The 18,369-nt window shown below is 70.5% G+C and carries 18 protein-coding genes and 1 riboswitch; of the genes, 8 read left to right on the plus strand and 10 right to left on the minus strand.

Translation table 11 applies throughout. The annotated features are described in order from the left end of the window. Positions 1–98 precede the first annotated feature (98 nt). The 4 genes from dxs to QR77_RS47615 all read left to right on the plus strand — a co-directional run bounded on the left by dxs (position 99) and on the right by QR77_RS47615 (position 4,325). Positions 99–1,979: a 1-deoxy-D-xylulose-5-phosphate synthase gene (dxs, locus tag QR77_RS36135; RefSeq protein WP_040026221.1), complete on the plus strand. Its 1,881-nt coding sequence runs from the start codon at positions 99–101 to the stop codon at positions 1,977–1,979. After that, positions 1,976–3,466 carry an aspartate aminotransferase family protein gene (locus tag QR77_RS36140; protein WP_078877566.1) on the plus strand — a complete coding sequence of 497 codons (1,491 nt, stop codon included), beginning with the start codon at positions 1,976–1,978 and terminating at the stop codon, positions 3,464–3,466. The genes dxs and QR77_RS36140 overlap by 4 nt, the downstream gene beginning before the upstream one ends. A 74-nt stretch (positions 3,467–3,540) precedes the next feature. Further along, the gene (locus QR77_RS36145; protein WP_040026222.1) at positions 3,541–4,155 is read left to right on the plus strand and encodes an XRE family transcriptional regulator; all 615 of its coding nucleotides are present in this window, start codon (positions 3,541–3,543) and stop codon (positions 4,153–4,155) included. A 23-nt stretch (positions 4,156–4,178) separates the two neighbouring features. Further along, on the plus strand, positions 4,179–4,325 hold the full coding sequence (locus tag QR77_RS47615) for a DUF6126 family protein (protein WP_173476399.1): 147 nt from the start codon (positions 4,179–4,181) through the stop codon (positions 4,323–4,325). A gap of 19 nt (positions 4,326–4,344) precedes the next feature. On the opposite strand, the gene QR77_RS47945 is transcribed toward QR77_RS47615, so the two are convergent. The 3 genes from QR77_RS47945 to QR77_RS36165 all read right to left on the minus strand — a co-directional run bounded on the left by QR77_RS47945 (position 4,345) and on the right by QR77_RS36165 (position 7,365). Further along, entirely contained in the window at positions 4,345–6,018 is a 1,674-nt protein-coding gene (locus QR77_RS47945) for an ATP-binding cassette domain-containing protein (protein WP_201778853.1), read from the minus strand. A gap of 17 nt (positions 6,019–6,035) precedes the next feature. Next, positions 6,036–6,314 carry a hypothetical protein gene (locus QR77_RS36160; protein WP_347359811.1) on the minus strand — a complete coding sequence of 93 codons (279 nt, stop codon included), beginning with the start codon at positions 6,312–6,314 and terminating at the stop codon, positions 6,036–6,038. A 220-nt stretch (positions 6,315–6,534) separates the two neighbouring features. After that, positions 6,535–7,365 carry a tyrosine-protein phosphatase gene (locus tag QR77_RS36165; RefSeq protein WP_040026223.1) on the minus strand — a complete coding sequence of 277 codons (831 nt, stop codon included), beginning with the start codon at positions 7,363–7,365 and terminating at the stop codon, positions 6,535–6,537. A gap of 381 nt (positions 7,366–7,746) precedes the next feature. After that, positions 7,747–7,903: riboswitch (cyclic di-AMP (ydaO/yuaA leader) on the plus strand. 5 nt (positions 7,904–7,908) lie between these two features. Here QR77_RS36165 and QR77_RS36170 point away from each other — a divergent pair. Beyond that, on the plus strand, positions 7,909–8,790 hold the full coding sequence (locus tag QR77_RS36170; protein ID WP_040026224.1) for a LysM peptidoglycan-binding domain-containing M23 family metallopeptidase: 882 nt from the start codon (positions 7,909–7,911) through the stop codon (positions 8,788–8,790). A 168-nt stretch (positions 8,791–8,958) separates the two neighbouring features. Next, a complete protein-coding gene (locus tag QR77_RS36175; RefSeq protein ID WP_040026225.1) occupies positions 8,959–9,786 on the plus strand; it encodes an SGNH/GDSL hydrolase family protein in 828 nt (275 codons plus the stop codon). Positions 9,787–9,828: 42 nt separating this feature from the next. On the opposite strand, the gene QR77_RS36180 is transcribed toward QR77_RS36175, so the two are convergent. From QR77_RS36180 to QR77_RS36200, 5 genes are read right to left on the minus strand one after another with little or no spacing between them, the layout of a single operon-like run. Further along, positions 9,829–10,728: an STM4011 family radical SAM protein gene (locus QR77_RS36180; RefSeq protein WP_040026226.1), complete on the minus strand. Its 900-nt coding sequence runs from the start codon at positions 10,726–10,728 to the stop codon at positions 9,829–9,831. A gap of 6 nt (positions 10,729–10,734) precedes the next feature. Next, complete coding sequence (locus tag QR77_RS36185; RefSeq protein ID WP_040026227.1) at positions 10,735–12,111, minus strand: STM4012 family radical SAM protein; 1,377 nt, start codon at positions 12,109–12,111, stop codon at positions 10,735–10,737. Further along, positions 12,108–12,920, minus strand: coding sequence for an STM4013/SEN3800 family hydrolase (locus QR77_RS36190; RefSeq protein ID WP_040026228.1), 813 nt, complete (start codon positions 12,918–12,920; stop codon positions 12,108–12,110). The genes QR77_RS36185 and QR77_RS36190 overlap by 4 nt, the downstream gene beginning before the upstream one ends. 1 nt (position 12,921) lies before the next feature. Then, positions 12,922–14,052, minus strand: a complete 1,131-nt coding sequence (locus tag QR77_RS36195) for an STM4014 family protein (RefSeq protein WP_236710950.1) — start codon at positions 14,050–14,052, stop codon at positions 12,922–12,924. Next, entirely contained in the window at positions 14,049–15,002 is a 954-nt protein-coding gene (locus QR77_RS36200; protein WP_040026229.1) for an STM4015 family protein, read from the minus strand. The genes QR77_RS36195 and QR77_RS36200 overlap by 4 nt, the downstream gene beginning before the upstream one ends. 177 nt (positions 15,003–15,179) lie before the next feature. Here QR77_RS36200 and QR77_RS36205 point away from each other — a divergent pair, with 177 nt between their 5' ends. Both QR77_RS36205 and QR77_RS36210 read left to right on the plus strand, forming a co-directional pair. Beyond that, complete coding sequence (locus QR77_RS36205) at positions 15,180–15,509, plus strand: hypothetical protein (RefSeq protein ID WP_040026230.1); 330 nt, start codon at positions 15,180–15,182, stop codon at positions 15,507–15,509. A 113-nt stretch (positions 15,510–15,622) separates the two neighbouring features. Beyond that, on the plus strand, positions 15,623–16,633 hold the full coding sequence (locus QR77_RS36210; protein WP_040026231.1) for a DUF6745 domain-containing protein: 1,011 nt from the start codon (positions 15,623–15,625) through the stop codon (positions 16,631–16,633). Positions 16,634–16,722: 89 nt separating this feature from the next. On the opposite strand, the gene QR77_RS36215 is transcribed toward QR77_RS36210, so the two are convergent. Together QR77_RS36215 and QR77_RS36220 are read right to left on the minus strand one after the other, a co-directional pair. Further along, positions 16,723–17,619 carry a carbohydrate kinase family protein gene (locus QR77_RS36215; protein WP_040029258.1) on the minus strand — a complete coding sequence of 299 codons (897 nt, stop codon included), beginning with the start codon at positions 17,617–17,619 and terminating at the stop codon, positions 16,723–16,725. A gap of 116 nt (positions 17,620–17,735) precedes the next feature. Further along, positions 17,736–18,365: a TetR/AcrR family transcriptional regulator gene (locus QR77_RS36220; protein WP_040026232.1), complete on the minus strand. Its 630-nt coding sequence runs from the start codon at positions 18,363–18,365 to the stop codon at positions 17,736–17,738. Between the last annotated feature and the right edge of the window lie 4 nt (positions 18,366–18,369).

The raw sequence follows: 18,369 nt of genomic DNA on the forward strand, positions 1-18,369 counted from the left end.
GCCATGAAGATCGCCGAATCGATGGAGGCCGCAGGGACGCCGTCGGGCGCGCCCGCCGTCACCGTGAGCTGAACAGAATTCCGAGAGGGGGCCCGAGCGTGTCGATCTTGGAGAACATCCGGGGGCCGCGCGATCTCAAGGCGCTAGGGACGAACGAACTCGGCGAACTCGCCGGGGACATCAGAGAGTTCCTCATCCAGGCAGTGGCCAGGACCGGCGGTCATCTCGGGCCCAACCTCGGGGTGGTGGAGCTGACCATCGCGCTGCACCGGGCCTTCGACTCGCCGGCCGACCGCATCCTGTGGGACACCGGACACCAGAGCTACGTCCATAAACTCCTCACCGGGCGGCAGGACTTCTCCAAACTGCGCGGCAAGGGCGGCCTCTCCGGCTACCCCTCGCGCGAGGAGTCCGAGCACGACGTCATCGAGAACTCACACGCCTCGACGGTGCTCGGCTGGGCCGACGGCCTCGCCAAGGCCCGGGATGTGAGCGGACGCGAAGACCATGTCGTCGCCGTCATCGGCGACGGCGCGCTGACCGGCGGCATGGCGTGGGAGGCGCTCAACAACATCGCCGCCGCCAAGGACCGTCCGCTGATCCTCGTCGTCAACGACAACGAACGCTCCTACGGACCGACGATCGGCGGCGTCGCGCGGCACCTCTCCACACTGCGTACCACCGACGGCTACGAGCGCGCGCTGTCCTGGGGCAAGGACGCCCTCCAGAACACCCCTGTCGTGGGGCGGCAGTTGTACGAGTCGCTGCACGGCGCAAAGAAGGGGTTCAAGGACGCGTTCGCCCCGCAGGGCATGTTCGAGGACCTCGGCCTCAAATATGTCGGGCCGGTCGACGGCCACGACATCGCCGCGGTGGAGTCGGCGCTGCAACAGGCGAAACGCTTCCACGGGCCCGTCCTCGTGCACTGCCTGACGGAGAAGGGGCGCGGCTACGCTCCGGCGCTGGAGGACGAGGCCGACCACTTCCACACCGTCGGTGTGATGGACCCACTGACCTGTGAGCCGCTCACGCCGCCGAGCGGCCCCTCCTGGACCTCGGTGTTCGGCGCGGAGATCGCGGCGATAGGCGAGGAACGGCCCGATGTCGTGGCGATCACGGCGGCCATGCTGCACCCCGTGGGTCTGACGGAGTTCGCCGAGCGCTTCCCCGACCGGGTCTGGGACGTGGGCATCGCGGAGCAGCACGCGGCGGTCTCCGCCGCCGGGCTCGCCACCGGCGGACTGCACCCGGTCGTCGCGCTCTACGCCACCTTCCTCAACCGCGCCTTCGACCAACTGCTGATGGACGTGGCGCTGCACCGGTGCGGAGTCACCTTCGTACTCGACAGGGCCGGTGTCACCGGTGTCGACGGGCCCTCGCACAACGGCATGTGGGACATGTCGATCCTCCAGTGTGTCCCCGGCCTCAGACTCGCGGCCCCGCGCGACGCCGACCAACTGCGGGCCCAGTTGCGCGAGGCGGTGGACGTGGACGACGCGCCGACCGTGGTGCGCTTCCCGAAGGAGTCCGTCGGCCGGACCCTGCCGGCCGTGGGGCATGTGGGCGGCATGGACATACTGCGCGGCGAGGACAACGCCGAGGTCCTGCTCGTATCGGTGGGCGTACTCGCTTCCGTCTGCCTGGGCGCGGCGGATCTGCTCGCCGAGCGCGGGATCAACTGCACGGTGGTCGACCCGCGTTGGGTCAAACCCGTCGACGAACAGCTTGCACCGCTGGCGGCCCGGCACCGGCTGGTCGCCGTCGTCGAGGACAACAGCCGCAGTGGCGGCGTGGGTTGGGCCGTCGGACAGTCGCTGCGCGACGCCGGGGTCGACATACCCCTGCGGACCTTCGGCATCCCCGAACAGTTCCTGGCCCATGCCAAACGCAGTGAGGTGCTGGCCGACATCGGCCTCACCCCGGTGGAGATCGCAGGACGGATCAGTGCCGCCCTGGCACACAAGGAGAGCGCGCAATGACCCACCCGACCGAGCCCGTCGTACCTGTCGCGCCCGTCGCGCCCGTCGCGCCTGTCGCACCGGCGGACCCCGGGGCCTCCGGCGAGCCGGGCGAGCCCGGGCAGAGCAAGGGCTTCGACCTGACACGGCTGCTCGCCGAGCGCGGCGCCGAGCGCTACGAGCTGTACACCAAACACCTCAACCACCAGCTCCCGCGCATGCTGCACACCATCGGCTTCGACCGGGTCTACGAGCGGGCCGAGGGCGCCTACTTCTGGGACGACGAGGGCAACGACTACCTGGACATGCTCGCGGGCTTCGGTGTGATGGGCCTCGGCCGCCACAACCCGGTCGTACGCAAGGCGCTCCACGACGTGCTCGACGCCTCGCTCGCCGACCTCACCCGCTTCGACTGCCAGCCGCTGCCGGGGCTGCTCGCCGAGAAGCTGCTCACCCACAGCCCCCATCTGGACCGGGTGTTCTTCGGCAACAGCGGCACCGAAGCGGTGGAGACCGCGCTCAAGTTCGCCCGCTACGCGACCGGCAAGCCGAGGATCCTGTACGCCTCGCACGCCTTCCACGGTCTGACCACCGGCTCCCTGTCGGTCAACGGCGAGGACAGCTTCCGCGACGGCTTCGCCCCGCTGCTGCCCGACACGGCGATCCCGCTCGGCGATCTCGCCGCGCTGGAGAAGGAGCTGAAGCGCGGCGACGTGGCCGGCTTCGTCGTCGAGCCGATCCAGGGCAAGGGTGTGCACACCACACCGCCCGGCTTCCTGCTCGCCGCCCAGGAGCTGCTGCACAAGCACAAGGCGCTGCTCATCGCCGACGAGGTGCAGAGCGGGCTCGGCAGGACCGGTGAGTTCTACGCGTACCAGCACGAGGCGGGCGTCGAGCCCGACCTCGTGTGTGTGGCGAAGGCGCTGTCCGGCGGATACGTACCCGTCAGCGCGACCCTCGGCAAGGACTGGATCTTCAAGAAGGTCTACTCCTCGATGGACCGGGTGCTGGTCCACTCGGCGAGCTTCGGCTCCAACGCCCAGGCCATGGCGGCCGGCCTCGCCGTCCTGTCGGTGATGGAGGACGACGGGATCGTCGCCAACGCCCGCAGGACGGGCGACCTGCTGCGGACCCGCCTCGCCGCGCTCGTACCGCGCTACGAACTGCTCCACGAGGTACGCGGCCGGGGCCTGATGATCGGCATCGAGTTCGGCCGGCCGAACTCGCTCAAGCTGCGCAGCCGCTGGACCATGCTCCAGGCCGCCCGCAAGGGACTCTTCGCGCAGATGGTCGTCGTACCGCTGCTCCAGAAGCACCGCATCCTGACCCAGGTGTCCGGTGACTTCCTCGAAGTGATCAAGCTGATCCCGCCGCTGACCATCGGCGAGCGCGAGGTCGACCGGTTCGTGGACGCGTTCACCGCCGTCATGGACGACGCCCATGGCGGCGGCGGACTGATGTGGGACTTCGGCAAGACCCTGGTGAAGCAGGCCGTCGCCAACCGCTGAGCCGAACCGGTGATGGTTTTTGCCTCCGGGGCAAGAAATTTGCCTCGGAGGAAAAACCCTGGCGCAATGGAGGCATGAGCACTTCTCCACCGGGAGAGGCGGCCGACGAGCTGCCCGAGGTCGCACCGCAACTGCGTGAGCTGCGCCGCGCGCGCCGCCTCACCCTCGAAGCCGCCGCCCAGCGTGCCGGGCTGTCCGCCGCCCACCTCTCGCGGTTGGAGACCGGCCACAGACAGCCGTCGCTCCCGATGCTGCTCGCGCTGGCCCGTATCTACGGTACGACGGTCTCCGAGCTGCTCGGAGAGGCCCCGCCCGAGCGCGACCCGATCGTCCGGGCCGGACGGATGGACGCCGTCGAGGCCGACGGCTGGACCTACCGCCAGGCGGGCGGACCAGGACGGGCGATGCAGCCGCTGCATGTACGGGTGCCGTACGGCCCCCAGGGCGACCTCGTCCGCGTACACGCGGGGGAGGAGTGGATCTACGTACTCGAAGGGCGGCTGCGGCTCAGCCTCGGGGACGCCGTACATCTCCTCGATCCCGGCGACAGCGCGCACTTCGACTCACTCACCCCGCACCGGATCGCCGCCGCCGACACCGGCGGGACCGAACTGCTCTTCGTCCACACCCTGCTGCGGAGCCCCGCCGCCGAGCTCTGCCTCGGTGGCGGCGCCGCGCACCGCGGCTGACCCGCCGCAGAAAGGTTTCCGTCATGTCCGAGGACCCGTCGCACAACCCGGTCAAGGGGCGCACGATGCCCCGGGCGCTGGTGATCAGGCTCATCGCCTACCTGGTGGCCGGCCACCTCTTCGCCGGATTCCTGTACCTGCTCTTCCACGTGGGAGCGCAGAGCCACTGACCCCGGTCCGGTCCCGGTGTCAGGCGATGCGCTGGAGCCGCCGGAAGGCCAGGAGGATCAGGAGCGCGGCCAGCGCGACGAAGATACCGGTCTCGACGGACTGGAATGCCCAGAAGCGGTCGCCCGGCTGGTAGAGCTGCCAGTTGTACGAGCCCGGCCCCAGCCCCTGCCTCGCCATCGACTTCGCGCATTCGCCCGCCGCGTCACCGGGCCCGCCGCCGCAGCCGATCGAGGCGTTCTCCTTCACGAGTTTCCCGGCCGCGTCGCGTATGCCGAGGGCGGAGACCCAGTCGCCGGAGGCGGGATTGGGCGAGCGCGTGCTCGTCAGGGCGTAGGTCAGCGTCTTCGCCGGGATGTAGTGGATCCGCGCCAGGGTCTCGATGCCGACGCGTACGACGGCGAACCCCGCCAGCGTCACGGCCATGGCGGGCATGACTCTGCGCGAGACCGTCCCCGCGAAGATGCCCAGCGCCACGGCGAACACCGTGTAGGCGACCGGCGTCACGCCCTGCACGTCGAACCAGAGGTAGCCGAACCGCCCGTTGCCGTTGGCGGCCAGCGGCGCGTACCACCAGCTCACCCCCAGCGCGTACACCGCGGATATCAGGATCGTGCCGAGGCCGACGACGCCGAGCTTCACCGTCGCCCAGCGGAGCCGGCTCACGCCCTGGGTCCACACCAGCCGGTGGGTGCCCTGCTCGATCTCGCGCGCTATCAGCGGGGCGCCGAAGAAGAGCCCGACCAGCAGCGGCAGAATCACGAAGAGGATGCCGACGAACGTGAGGGTCGAGAACTCGTTCTGGAACTGCGAGCTGAGGGCGTTGCAACTGTCGGCCGCCTTGTTCGCGACCAGCGAGCCCGTACCCAGCTTCGCCAGGCACGAGCCGAGGCCGGAGTCGTCGAAGACGCTGTGCATCCGCAGGCCGGTGGGCAGCATGATCGCGGCGAGGACGATCAGTCCGACGGCGGCTAAGAGGGCCTGCTTGTTGTGCTGGCGCCAGATGAGCCAGATCATGCGTTCACTTCCGATGCGGTGGCGGTACGGGTGTCGGCGGAGTGCGAGCTGGACGTGCGCGGTCCGCATCACGATCAGGTAGTCGCAGACCCGTTCCAGATCGGCCATGTGGTGCGAGGACAGCAGCACCGTGGTGCCGCTCTCGCTGACCGCGCCCATCAGGGTCCCCATGAACTCACGGCGTGCGAGCGGGTCCAGGCTGGAGATCGGCTCGTCCAGGAGCAGCAGGCGGGGGCGTTTGGCCAGCGCCAGCGCCAGCGCCACCTGGGCGCGCTGCCCGCCGGACAGCTTCCCGACCGCCTTCCGCGGCGGAATGCCGAGCTGATCGAGCCGGTCGCGGACGAACGCGGCGTCCCAGCGGCGGTTGAGCTTGCCGCCCATGGTGATCAGATCGGTGGCAGTGAAGTCGCGGTAGAGCGGGGTGTCCTGGGCGACGAACCCGATGTCGGCCAGGGTCGCCGTGTCGCCGCGCGGGTCCTTGCCGAAGACCCGTACCTCTCCGGCGTCCGGCCGCAGGAGGCCGACGGCGAGATGCAGCAGCGTCGACTTCCCGGCGCCGTTCGGTCCGACCAGCCCCGCGATACGCCCGGCCGGGAGGCTCAGCGAGCAATCCCGTATCGCCCAGGTGCGTCCGTGGCGTTTGCCCAGCGCGTGGGTCTCCAGCGCCGTTTCCGTCATGTCTGCTCCTGAGCTGCTCACGCGTTGTCCTTCGGTGGCGGGGCGTCAAGGGTGGCGCGCATCGTGGTGTCGATCAGGGCGGTGATGTCCTCGGGAGGCAGACCGGCGGCGCGCGCCTTGCGCAGCCAGACCACCAACTCCTCCCGCAGGTCTGCCTGGTTCGCCAGGGACGGCCCTGCCAGCGTGCGCACGAGGAAGGTGCCCACACCGGGACGGCCCTCGGCGAGGCCCTCCATCTCCAGTTCCCGGTACGCCTTGAGGACCGTGTTCGGGTTGATCGCCAGGGCCTGGGCCACCGAACGCACCTTGGGCAACTGATCACCCGGCTGCGCGAGGCCGACCCGCAACGCACTGTTTGACCTGCAGCACGAGCTGCATGTACGTGGCCACCCGCGAGCGGCCGTCGAGCACGAACTCGATCATGTGGTCGGGGCATACGAAACAGGCCCGCGCACAACCGCCGTCGAGGCGGCCGCACGCGGGCCCGGAGTGTCGAATAAGTGGGGGGAGAGAAGGTCAGCCGTCGGAGGCGGGAGCCTTGTCGTCCAGCAGGCGGTGGCGCAGCCGCTCACGCGTCTCGGGGGACAGCCCGAGCCCCTCGGACAGGTAGCGTTCGGTGTCGCCCCATGTCTTCTCGATGGTGTCGAAGGCGGTGTCGAGATACTCGATGCGAGCCTCGAAGAGCGGACTGAGCAGCTCCATCACCTCGGTGGACGATCCGGTGGGGGACCCGTCGCTACGGCGTACGGCGTAACGGCGCCGCGGATCGTTCGACTTCAGGTAGTCCTCCTCGATCGCCTCGCGCTCCACCCCGACGGCGAGCAGCGTCACGGCGACGGACAGCCCGGCCCGGTCCTTGCCGGCGGCGCAGTGCATCAGGACGGGGACGCTGTCCTCGGCGATCGCGTGCAGCACCCGGCTGTGTTCGGCGGTGCGGTCCGTGATGATCCTGCGGTACGAAGCGATCATCCGGTCGGCGGCCTTGCCGTCCGAGAGGAGCGACCGCAACTGGTCGAGATCGCCGTCCCGGACCATCCGCCAGAACTCGGCGCCGTCGGCCGGGTCGCTGAGCGGGATGTTCACATGGCGTACGCCCGGCAGCTCCACATCGGCGCCGTCGAGTTTCTGGTCGGCGGCGTTGCGGAAGTCGAAGATCGTGTGCAGCCCGAGCGAGGCCAGGGCCGCGGCGTCCGACGCGCTCGCGTTCGCGAGGTGACCGCTCCGGAAGAGACGGCCTCGCCGCACCATCCTGCCGTCCGTGGTCGGCAGGCCGCCCACGTCACGGAAGTTGCGTACTCCGGTGAGTTCGGGCTCTGTCGACGGAACGTGCGGCAGGTGCTGCGTCACGGGAGCTCCTCCGTGTCTGCCGTCGGCGCGGCTCGCCGGCGGTGTTCGGGTTCGGGTTCTGGCTTCTGACCCTACGACATCGATTTACGGCGCAGTTCTGTCCGAATTGAGGCATTGAATACGCGGTGCCCCGATCGTGGATGACGTGGCCTTAGGTGTCGTGAGCAGGATCATATCTGTGACGGTACGTGGCGGTCCGGCAAAACGGAATTGCGCCGTCCAGGGGGAATTGAAGACCGCAATCCACACAGGGTGACGGCGATTCCCCAGCGATATCGGACCGTGCACCCTTCGGAGCACATCTCGGCTTGTTCCCGGCACTCGCGCTCGCTTAACGTCACCGTCAATCCGAGCGGAACGCCGAATCCTGCCGCCGCCCGGAATTCCCACCCACCCATACGTCGGCAGGAGCGGGGGACCCAGGTAGTACGCCGATCCGTAACGTCCGGACGGCTTGGGGTGAAGTCGCGCAGCACACGCGGCCGGGCAACTCCAGCCCGAACCCGACAGCTCACCTCGCAGGCGCCGGAGAGGAAAACCGTCATGCCCGCAAAGGGTAAGCACCGCCGTCCCAGGTCCAACTCGCTCGCCCGTGGCTTCGCCGCCGCCGGCGCGGGCGGGGCGGCCATCGCCCTGCCGCTCATCGGTGCCACCGGCGCCCATGCCGCCGAGAAGGCCGCGCCCTCAGCCACTCCCGTCCACGCGGTGACCGGCTCCGTCACGAAGCAGGCGGCCGCCCAGCAGACCGCGGCCAGGACCACCACGACCTACTCCGTGGTCTCCGGCGACTACCTGGCCAAGATCGCCAGGGAGCACCAGGTCAGCGGCGGCTGGCACAAGCTCTACGCGGACAACCGGCAGGCCGTCGGCGACAACCCGTCGATCATCCACCCCGGTCTCAAGCTGACCATCGGCGCGAAGGCCCCCGCCAAGCAGGCTCCCGCCGAGCCGGCCCCCGCGAAGTCCGCTCCGGCCAAGCCCGCCACCACGGCGAGCAAGACCGAGCAGAGCGGCGACTCCGGCTACACCCTGCCCGTCGAGGGCGCCACCCTGGGCACGCCGTACCACCAGAACGGCTCGATGTGGTCCAGCGGCTACCACACCGGCCAGGACTTCGTGGTCCCCACGGGCACCACCGTCAAGGCGGTCGCCGCGGGCACCGTCGTCACGGCCGGCTGGGGCGGTTCGTACGGCAACCAGGTCGTCATCCAGCACGCCGACGGCAAGTACTCGCAGTACGGCCACATGTCCCAGCTTTCCGTCTCGGCCGGACAGACCGTCAGCGAGGGCCAGCAGATCGGCGTTTCCGGCGCGACCGGCAATGTCACAGGACCGCATTTGCACTTCGAGATCAGGACCGGTCCCGACTACGGTTCCGACATCGACCCGATCGCGTATCTGCGTGACCACGGTGTGACCGTCTGAACGGATGAAGCGCACCTGAATCGGTGAGCACAGCCGCCGCCCGGCAAAGATCGCGCCGGGCGGCGGCTATTCCCATTTTGGTGAACCTTGAAGATGTCATATCTCACCCCTCGTCAACCCCTCCTTACGGTCGCGTAGGTCACATCCGCTGAGGGAAAATGCGGAGTTGTGGCTGATGGTTCGAGATCAAGAGTAAATAGCGTGTTCGGGTCGTACACGGCGATCGGCGACAGTTTTACCGAGGGGGTGGGGGATCTGGGACCTGACGGGCTCTGTGTCGGCTGGGCCGACCGGCTGGCGGTGCTGCTCGCCGATGAACTGGCGGCCGACGGCGATCCGGCGGGGGATGACGACCATGGTGGTTTCCGGTACGCGAATCTCGCCGTACGGGGCCGGCTCCTGGACGAGATAGTCGCCGAGCAGGTACCGCGCGCGAAGGAACTCGCCCCGGATCTGGTGACGTTCTGCGCGGGCGGCAACGACATCATCCGCCCCGGCACCGACCCCGACGACATCGCCGAGCGCCTGGAGCGGGCCGTCGCCGACCTCACGAGCGCGGTCGGCACCGTCATGGTGACCACAGGCTTCGACACCAGGGGCGTTCCCGTCCTGCGCCACATGCGCGGCAAGGTCGCCACGTACACCGCGCATGTGCGGGCCATCGCCGACCGTTACGACTGCCCCGTCCTCGACCTCTGGTCGCTCAAGTCCGTCCAGGACAGGCGCGCCTGGGACACCGACCGGCTGCATCTGTCACCCGAGGGACACACCCGGGTCGCGCTGCGCGCCGCCCAGGTGCTCGGCCTCGACGTGCCGGCCGACCCGGACCAGGTGTGGCCGCCGCAGCCGCCGCGCGGCACGTTCGAGGTGCGGCGCGACGACATCCACTGGGCCAGGGAGCACCTGGTGCCCTGGATCGGGCGCCGGCTGCGCGGGGAGTCCTCCGGTGACCACCTCGCCGCCAAACGTCCCGATCTGCTGCCTCTGAGGCACTGAGCGAAACCCTGTGAAGCACGGAGCGCGACAGGGAGCCCGTCGTCACACCGGCCGGAGCAACGGCAGGTTCCCCGACAGGCTCCCCGGCAGTGTCGGCGCGGGAGCGGGCGCCGGGATCCGCTCCAGCACACCGCCCGCGAACACGTCGTACAACGGCAGCGTCTCCAGGTGCACATAGCCGATATGGCAGTCGCACACCGACAGCGGGCAGCCGCGCGGGCCGAGAGCCCCCCGGTAGCTGCCGTCGTAGAGATTGCCCAGCTCGGCGGGGACGAAATGGCAGCGCCGTACCGTCCCCGCCCCGTCGACCGAGATCACCGACTCACCCGTGCGGCACGGCAGACCGGCCGAGCTGTGCGGGTGCCTGCTGTACGGGAACAGCGGATCGAGCTCCGTCCAGCGGGCGGCCTCCTCGTCCGTGTATGTCCGTCCCTCCGCCGCGTTGATCCACAGATAGACATGGCCGGGCAGCTCGGAGCGCAGCCGCCGGGCGTGCTCCAGGTGCTCGGGCAGACCGACCACGCCCACACTGAAGCGGATCCCGCGCCCGGCGAGGTCCTGGCACTTCGCGAGGAACCGGTCGTAGGGCGTCTGGCCCGGGTGGTACGTGCACCAGAGCGCGAGCGTCCCGGGGTCGGCGTCCGCCAGCCAGTCCGTACGGCAGCTCAGGTTCGTCTGGATCGCCACCCGGCGGATGTGCGGGAGCCGGGACAGCTCGGCGAGCGTCCGCCGGTACCAGGAGCGCGTCAGCCCCTCGCCCCATGGTGTGAACAGCAGCGAGAGCTGATCGCCGGACGCCGCCGCCCATCCGGCGAACCGCTCCAACGCCGCCCGGTCGGCGCGCAGTTGGTCACGGCTGTCCTGCCGCTTGGCGAACGGGCAGTAGGGGCAGTCGAAGTCGCAGGAGGCGAGCGGGCCGCGGTAGAGAATCGTCAGGTCCACGGTGTCTCACTTCGGTATGTACGCGGCCATCGCGGCCCGTACGGCGGGGGAGAACAGCGCCGGGCCCAGGGCGTCGGAGTGGGCGAGCCCCTCTGGGGAGAGCCGCAGCAGGTCCGGGCCCGCGCTCCCGTCGAGCCAGCCGAGCGCGGCGAACCGGTCGAGCTCGGCCGGGAAGTCGTCGGCGGGATTGGTGCCGAACCGCGCGCGGTAGGCGGCCGTTTCCATGCCCCTGGCCTGGAGGACCGACTGGAGCAGGTGGCGGCGGCGTGCCTCGTCGCCGTCCGGGTCGATCGCGAAACCCACCCGCGCCCGCGAGAAGTCGTCGGTGAGTGTGTAGTCGTCGATGATCGAGCGGATCTCCGGCATGTCGACCGCGTAGTCGAAGGAGTAGTGCAGCCGCGAGGTGTACGAACGCGCGCCGCAGCCGAGACCGATCATGCCGTCCGTCTGACAGGCGTGGTCGCCGGTTCCCGCTCCGGTCCCCACGCCCACCCCCTCGCCGGTCTTGTCGGCGGGGGCGTCCGGGCGGCGGAACATCCGCATGGACACCTGCTCGTACCCCTGCTCCAGGAGATGGTCGCGTCCCTGCCGGTAGAGCCGCAGCCGCTGCGCGTCCCAGGCCTCCTCGCCGGTGGCGCCGCGCCGCCCGAGCCCGGTGAGCGGTCGCACGTACAGCGGGTAGAGATACAGCTCCTCGGGACGCCAGGCCAGCGCAGCGTCCAGCGAGTGGCGCCAGGTCCGCTCCGTCTGGCCGTCGATGCCGTAGATGAGATCGATGTTGAGGACGGGAATCGCCGCGTCCCGGATCCGGCCGAGCGCCGCCTCGACATCGGCGCGGCGCTGCGGGCGTACGGCCGCCCTCGCCTCCACGTCGACAAAGCTCTGCACCCCGATGCTCAGCCGGGTGGCGCCCCGCTCGGCGAGGACCGCGATGCGGTCGGCGGTCGCCGTCGACGGCGAGGTCTCCACCGAGAGCGGGGCGCCTCGCAGATCGGCGCCCATCCGCTTCTCCGCGATGTCGCACAGCCGCTCCAGCTCACCGGCGTCGAGGAAAGTGGGCGTGCCGCCGCCGAAGGCCGCCGCGGCGAACCGTACGGGCCCGGCGTCGCCCAGCGCGTCGCGCACGGCGGTCGCCTGGCGGTCGAGCGCGTCGAGGTAACGCGTCGTCAGCTCGCCGGGCGCGCCGATCCGGGTGAAGAGGTTGCAGAAGCCGCAGCGGACCTCGCAGAACGGTATGTGCAGATAGAGGGAGAGCGCGTCCCTGCTCTCACCGGCCCACACCTCGCGCAGCACCGGGCGCTCGGCGAGCGGGGCGTACGCCGTCTTGTGCGGATAGGCGTACACATAACTCTCGTACGGACGTGGTGTGACGGTGGTGTTCATGGTGTGTCCCCCGGCTCCAGGAAGAAGTGGGCGTACGGAACGGTCCAGACGGCCTCATGGCCCAGGCGGTGCCCGGTCCAGCCGTCGTCGCCGTACGCGGTGCCGTGGTCGGAGCAGACGATGGCGAAGCAGCGTCCGCGGCGGCGCATCGCGGTGAAGAGCCGCTCGATGTGGCGGTCGACGTATTCGAGGGCGGCGGCGTGTGTGGCGCGGGTGTCACCGGCCTCGCGGGTGGCGCCCGGCAGATGGAACCAGTTGGGCTGGTGCAGCGCCGACACATTGACGAAGAGGAACAGCCGCCTCCAGGGCGGCAGTTGGGCGATGACCTGTTCGGCGCGGGTGATCTGCGCCTCGAAGGAGGTCGGGGACGCCACACCGAACTCCGGTTCCCAGTGGCTCTCCTGGAACATGCCGGGCAGGACGGAGCCGAGCGCGGCCTGCTTGTTGAAGAAACCGACACCCCCGACACAGACCGTGCGGTAGCCGGCGCCGGCGAGAGCGGAGACAAGGTCGGGGGTGTCGTAGACGAATGTCCCCTCCGCCGTTGTCTCACTGCCGCCGAAGCGCGCGGCGAACAGCCGGGGGTGGGGGCCCTGGGTGGCCGGTGTGGGCAGGAATCCGGCGAAGATCGCCTGGTGCGAGGCGTACGTGAAGCTGCCCGGCGCGTGCCGCTTCTCCCAGCGTCCCCCGGGCAGCCGGCGGGCGAGACGCGGTGTGCGGCCGGCGGCGGCGAGTTCGTCGGCGACGTCGAAGCGCAGGGTGTCGAGGGTGACGAGGAGCAGGTCGTCCCGGCCGACGACGTCGTTCATGTCAGGCGTGTACACGGTCGTGCCCCGCTCTGCGGTGTTGTCCGGGACGGCGGTGCGTCAGGGCGGCGAGCTGCGCCCCGTACGTGTCGAGGCCCTCGGCGCCGCTGCCCGGCAGCCCGGTCAGGCCGGGCAGCAGATCGCCGAAGGCGTTGACCTCGCCGACGGCGAAGCCGCGCCAGCCGGTGGCCGGCAGCAGATCGACGCCCACGCAGTGGGTGCCGGGGAAGCAGTCGGCAGCCTGCTCGCAGACCGCCAGGGCGTCGGCCCACCTGCCTCCGGCGGCCTCCGTCGCCGCGCGTGCCGCGGCCAGATCGCCGCGCGCCCCGCCGAGGTGCAGGTTGGTCATGGGGGAGCGGCTGGTGCGCACCACCGCGTGGGTGGCACGGCCCGCGACCACCACCACCCGCAGATCGGCCGACCTGCCCTGCTGGGTCGCTTTCGGCAGCCAGCGCTCGACATGCAGTCCGTCGGGCGCCAGGGCGTCGACGATCGCCGCGATCTCGGTCTCCGTCGTGTAGCGGCGCACCCGCAGCGAGTTGAACAGGTGGCCCCCCGCGTCACGCTCCACGGACGTCGTGGCCTGGATACGGCCCGGGCCCGCCGTCTCGACGGCGAGCACCCCGGACGCCGACGAGCCGTGGGCGAGCTTGACGAACACACGGCGGAGCCCGGCACCGGCCATCAGGGCCCGGACGTCGTCCCAGCCGTTCACTGCGGCGCGGCCGCCTGACGTCGGCGAGGCGGGGACCGGTACGCCCGCCCGGTCCAGCACTCCGTGGCAGAGCCGCTTGTCGAACAGCACGGCCAACTCCTCGGGATCGTCGAGGAGATCGGCCCCGGCCGCTGCCGCCGTACGCCCCAACTCCCCTACGGCGGCGGTGAACCGCTCGTACCACCGGCCGGAGCCCTCGACGCGCGTGCCGTCGTCCGTACCGCGCAGCAGCCGACCCACCTCCGGGTCCTCGCCCGGTGACTCGATCCGTACGGTCTCTCTCGCACCGAACCGGGCCTCGCCGTCGAGCACGTCGCGCCAGGCCACCACGCGGGCCGCCGGCAGTCCGGCGGCCCTGACGGCGTCCTGGAAGAGGGTGACCCTGCGGTTGCCGGGGACCCCGACGACGGTGAGACTCACTCGGAGACCTCGGTGTAGCGCCACTCGTTGCCGTCGCCGTCGTCCTCGGCCTCCTCGGTCTCCGAGACGTCGACCTCCACACCGGCGGCGCCGATCACCGAGACGAGTCGCTCCCGCATCGGCTCGGTCAGGAAGTTCCAGCGAAGATCCAGCTTCTTGAGATGGGTGAGCGGCTGGCCGCCCAGCAGCGCCTCGGCCCCGACGTCGCCGAGCGTGCCCATCGACAGGTCGAGGACCTCCAGATTGGCGACGACCGGCGCACCGGCCATCGCGGCGGCTATCTCGTCCTGCATCTCGCTGTTGCGCAGGGCCAGATACCGCAGCTTCGGGAAGCTCGCCCCGGACAGGAACGGCGCCAGGTCGGCGAGTTCGGCGTTGCCGCCGTACTCACTGACACCGAGCCACAGATCCAGGTGTTCCAGCGCGGGGAGGTGACTCTCACCGACGCCGCGCACCACATCCGCGCCCAGACCGCCCGTCTCGATGGTGAGCGAACGCAGCCCGTCGTGGCGCACCGCGGGGAAGCCCAGCGACTGCCCGCCGCGGACCCTGAATTCCCGCAGCCCGGGGAACGAGTCGAGCAGCGGACTGACCTCGCCCTGGGTGATCCAGGAGATCTCACACTCCTCGGATTCGATGTCACCGATGAACAGCGAGCGTAGCGCGGTCAGTTGACCGCTCGCCCCGACAAGAGCCCCGATCACCTCGTCGGGGCCGGACTCGAAGGGCTCACTCCACGAGCCGACCACCAGTGACCGCACCTTCGTGAGGTCCACGGCCTCGGCGAACCGGGCGAAGGCCTTCTCCCACTGCTCGTCGGAGTCGTACGAGACGACCGCGACACGCCACGTCACGGAATCGGCCTCCGGGAGTGACACCACCGTCTCTCCGGCTGCGGGGAAGTCGAACACGGGCAGGTCGAGCTGCTCGTGCGGGGTCGGAAAGCTCATGGCGGATGCTCCAGACAGCGGTGACGCCGGACGGCCGACGAACGATGGGAGAAGTTCTATCAAGCGGCACTGACAACACCGGGGGGCGGGGACGCTCGGCTGACCCGTTGTCAGACCCTGCACCTAGCGTTGTCATCGGTCGGGCGCACCGGGCGCCGCGGGCCGGAGGGGAGAGCCATGTACCGGCAGGGAGACGTGCTCATCGTGCCCGTCGACGCGGAGAAAGTGCCGTCATATCTCGCGGACGCGTCGGGCGAGCCGAGGGACGTGCGGGGCCGGCTGGTCCTGGCGCTCGGTGAAGTCACCGGCCACGCCCACGCGGTGACGGGTCCCGGCAGGCTCATCCGCGAGCCGGGGGACGCGTCGGGGCGGATGCTCCTTCATCTCCCCAGCGGCGGACGCGTGGTGCACGAGGAGCACGCGGCGATACCGCTGCCCAAGGGGTGGTTCCGGGTGGTGCGCCAGCGCGAGTACCTGCCGGGTTCGGTGCGCGTCGTCGCCGACTGACCGCGCCCGGCCGGGCGGCCCTTCGCGGCAGCGCACGGACCGGCGGAACACGACGGGACAGCGGGATCACAGGACATGGGAAACATGTACAAGCAGGGGACGGGGTCAGGGACATGAGCGACGTGGACACATGGCGGGCGGTCGCGGCGGCGACGGGCGGGGCGGACCGGGCGGCCGCCGAGGACGGCGTACGCCTCGCCTACCGTAAGGCCGGTCTTGCCGAGCCGGAGCGGATTATCTGGGCCGCATCGCCGCTGGCCGGCGTCGAGGCGGCGCGATCACTCACCGACGGCGGACGCTCGGTGCGCGAAGAGGTGCGTACGCAGCCCTGGGCCGCCGAACGCCGCAGGGTGCACGACGCGTTGGGACCGGCGGGCTGGGCCGAGCACTGGAGCATGACGGGAGCCAGGCTCTGGGACACCACCCGCGCGCTCGCCGAGCGGATACGCGCCGGGATCGTCGAGAGGCTCGCGCCCGAGCCCGCGACCGCCGAGGAGGTGGCTGAGGTCCGGGGAGTGCTGCTCGACGCGGTGCTGGGCCAGCACGACGCCGCCTGGCTCGCGGCTTTCGACGGGCGCAGCGAGCGCCTCGAAGGGCTCGCCGCCGTGGCCCGGCACGCCGGCTGGTGGTGGCCGTACGAGAACGCCGCCGTGCTCTGCGAGCGGCCCGTCGCACTCCACCGCGACGAGGCGGGCCGGCTCGACTGTGCCGACGGCCCCGCCCTGGCTTATCCGGACGGCTTCGCCCTGTACGCGTGGCGGGGCATGCCGGTCCCGGCCGCCTTCCTCGAGGAGCTGGCGTCCCTGACACCCGAGCGCATACGCGCCGAGCCCAACGCCGAGCTGCGCCGGGTGATGTTCGAGTACTACGGCTATGACCGCTACCTCGCCGACTCCGGGGCGCGACCGGTGCACAGCGACGAGACAGGCGTCCTGTGGCGGATCGGGCTGGCCGACGACGAGGACATCATGACGGTCGAGGTGGTCAACTCCACCCCGGAGCCCGACGGCGTGCACCGCACGTACTGGCTGCGGGTCCCGCCCACCACGACGACGGCCAGGGAAGGCGTGGCGTGGACCTTCGGACTCGACGCGAAGACGTACGAGCCGGTGCGGCAGACCTGACGCCCGGACGGGAGACGGAGGCCTACGGGAGGGGACGGATCGGAGACGCGAACCGGGGCCCGGGCCGGGGCGTGGGCCCCGGCACCCGGTCAGACCTTGCGCGCGAGCAGGTCGTCGAGGCCGATCTGGGCCGCGCTGCCCTCACCCGTACAGGCATAGGCACCGGCCAGCGCCCCGAGCCGGGCGCACTCCTCCAGCTTCCGGCCGTCGAGACGGCCGTAGAGGAAGCCGCAGAGATACGCGTCGCCCGCGCCGTTGGAGTCGATCACGGGTCCCGGCGGGGCCGTGGCCTGTATGGGACGCGGGGTGCGGCTGCCCTCGCGCTCCATCACGTACGAGCCTCCGGCGCCCGCTGTGGCGATCACCGCCTCGGCCTTGCCCTCGCGCAGGATCTCGCGCATCACGGACGCGATCCGCGCGCTGGCCCCGGAGGCGCTGAGGAACACCAGGTCGGAGCGGAAGGCGAACTCCTTCTGATAGTCGGCGAGTCCGTCCCAGTCGTGCAGGTCGGTCGACACGGGCACGCCGAGTTCGGCGATGTCGTCGTACAGATAGCGCGCGAAGTTCGTGATCGACAGGTGCACATGGCGGGCGCGCCGGAGGTGCGGCAGGTAGAACTCGCGCGGCATCCGCAGGTCCTCCGGGTCGCGGGCGTCGAAGAACGACATCCGGCGGCCCGTCTTGTCGACGAGATTGACGGCCCGCCGCGTCCCCGAAGGGGAGATCAGCGTCTCGAAGTCGACCCCGCCCTCGGTGAGCCGGTCACGGACCTGCTCGCCGGTCCAGTCGTCACCGATGAAATCGAGGAACTTGACGTCAAGTCCCAGTGTCCGCAGGCCGAGCGCCACATTGCCACCCGTGTGCCCGGGCCATTCGAGGATCGGTCCCACACCGACCGAGTCGGCGAGTGGCACCGGCAGCGAGTCGACCCGGACCACCGTATCCACCCCGCTGCCGCCGACGACCAGTACATCGTGGCCGGGCATCTGATCGGTCCGGTCGCTCTGCTCCTGTGCCACAGTTTCCCCTTGCGTCGCTGGCATGCACCGTAACCGCCCCTGAACCGCAGGAGCGTTGACTTCCCTGAACGCGTCTCCGCCACCTACGTACCGGGTCTGCCGGCCTCGCCGAGAGCGGCGACATCGAGGTCCAGCTCACGGGCGAGCGCCTCGTCCGCCCACCTCAGCATGGTGCTCCGCTCCAGCGCCCCCGCGTACGCGGTCATCTGGACCGCGAGCCCGTCCAGCAGGGCGGTCAGCCGCCAGGCCGCCGACACCGGGTCGGCACACCGGAATTCACCCGCCGCCACCCCCTGCGTGACAACGTCGGCGAGCGCCGCCTTCCACTGCTGGTCCAGCTCACCCGCCACCTCGCGCAGCGCGGGCTCGCGCAGCGCGGACGCCCATCCCTCGATCCACAGCCGCCAGCCCTTCGCCCCACCGGTCGGCGCATACCAGCGGACGGCTTCGCGCAGCCTGTTCAGCGCGGTGTCCGGCCGGCCGAGCATGGTGCGCAGCCGAGCGAGGTCCTCCTGTGCCGCGTGGCCGAAAGCGGCAGCGACCAGGTGTTCCTTCGTCGAGAAGTGGTAGAGCACGAGCGCGTTGCTGACGCCGAGCACGGAAGCGACGTCGGAGATCCGCAGGGCCGCCACACCCCGTGCCTCGATCTGTCCCACGGCGGCGCGCAGCAGTTCCTCGCGCCGCTCCTGAACCCTCAACCGCACTCTTGCCACGCGG

This window comes from Streptomyces sp. 150FB (genome assembly GCF_000818195.1).
Taxonomy (GTDB): domain Bacteria; phylum Actinomycetota; class Actinomycetes; order Streptomycetales; family Streptomycetaceae; genus Streptomyces.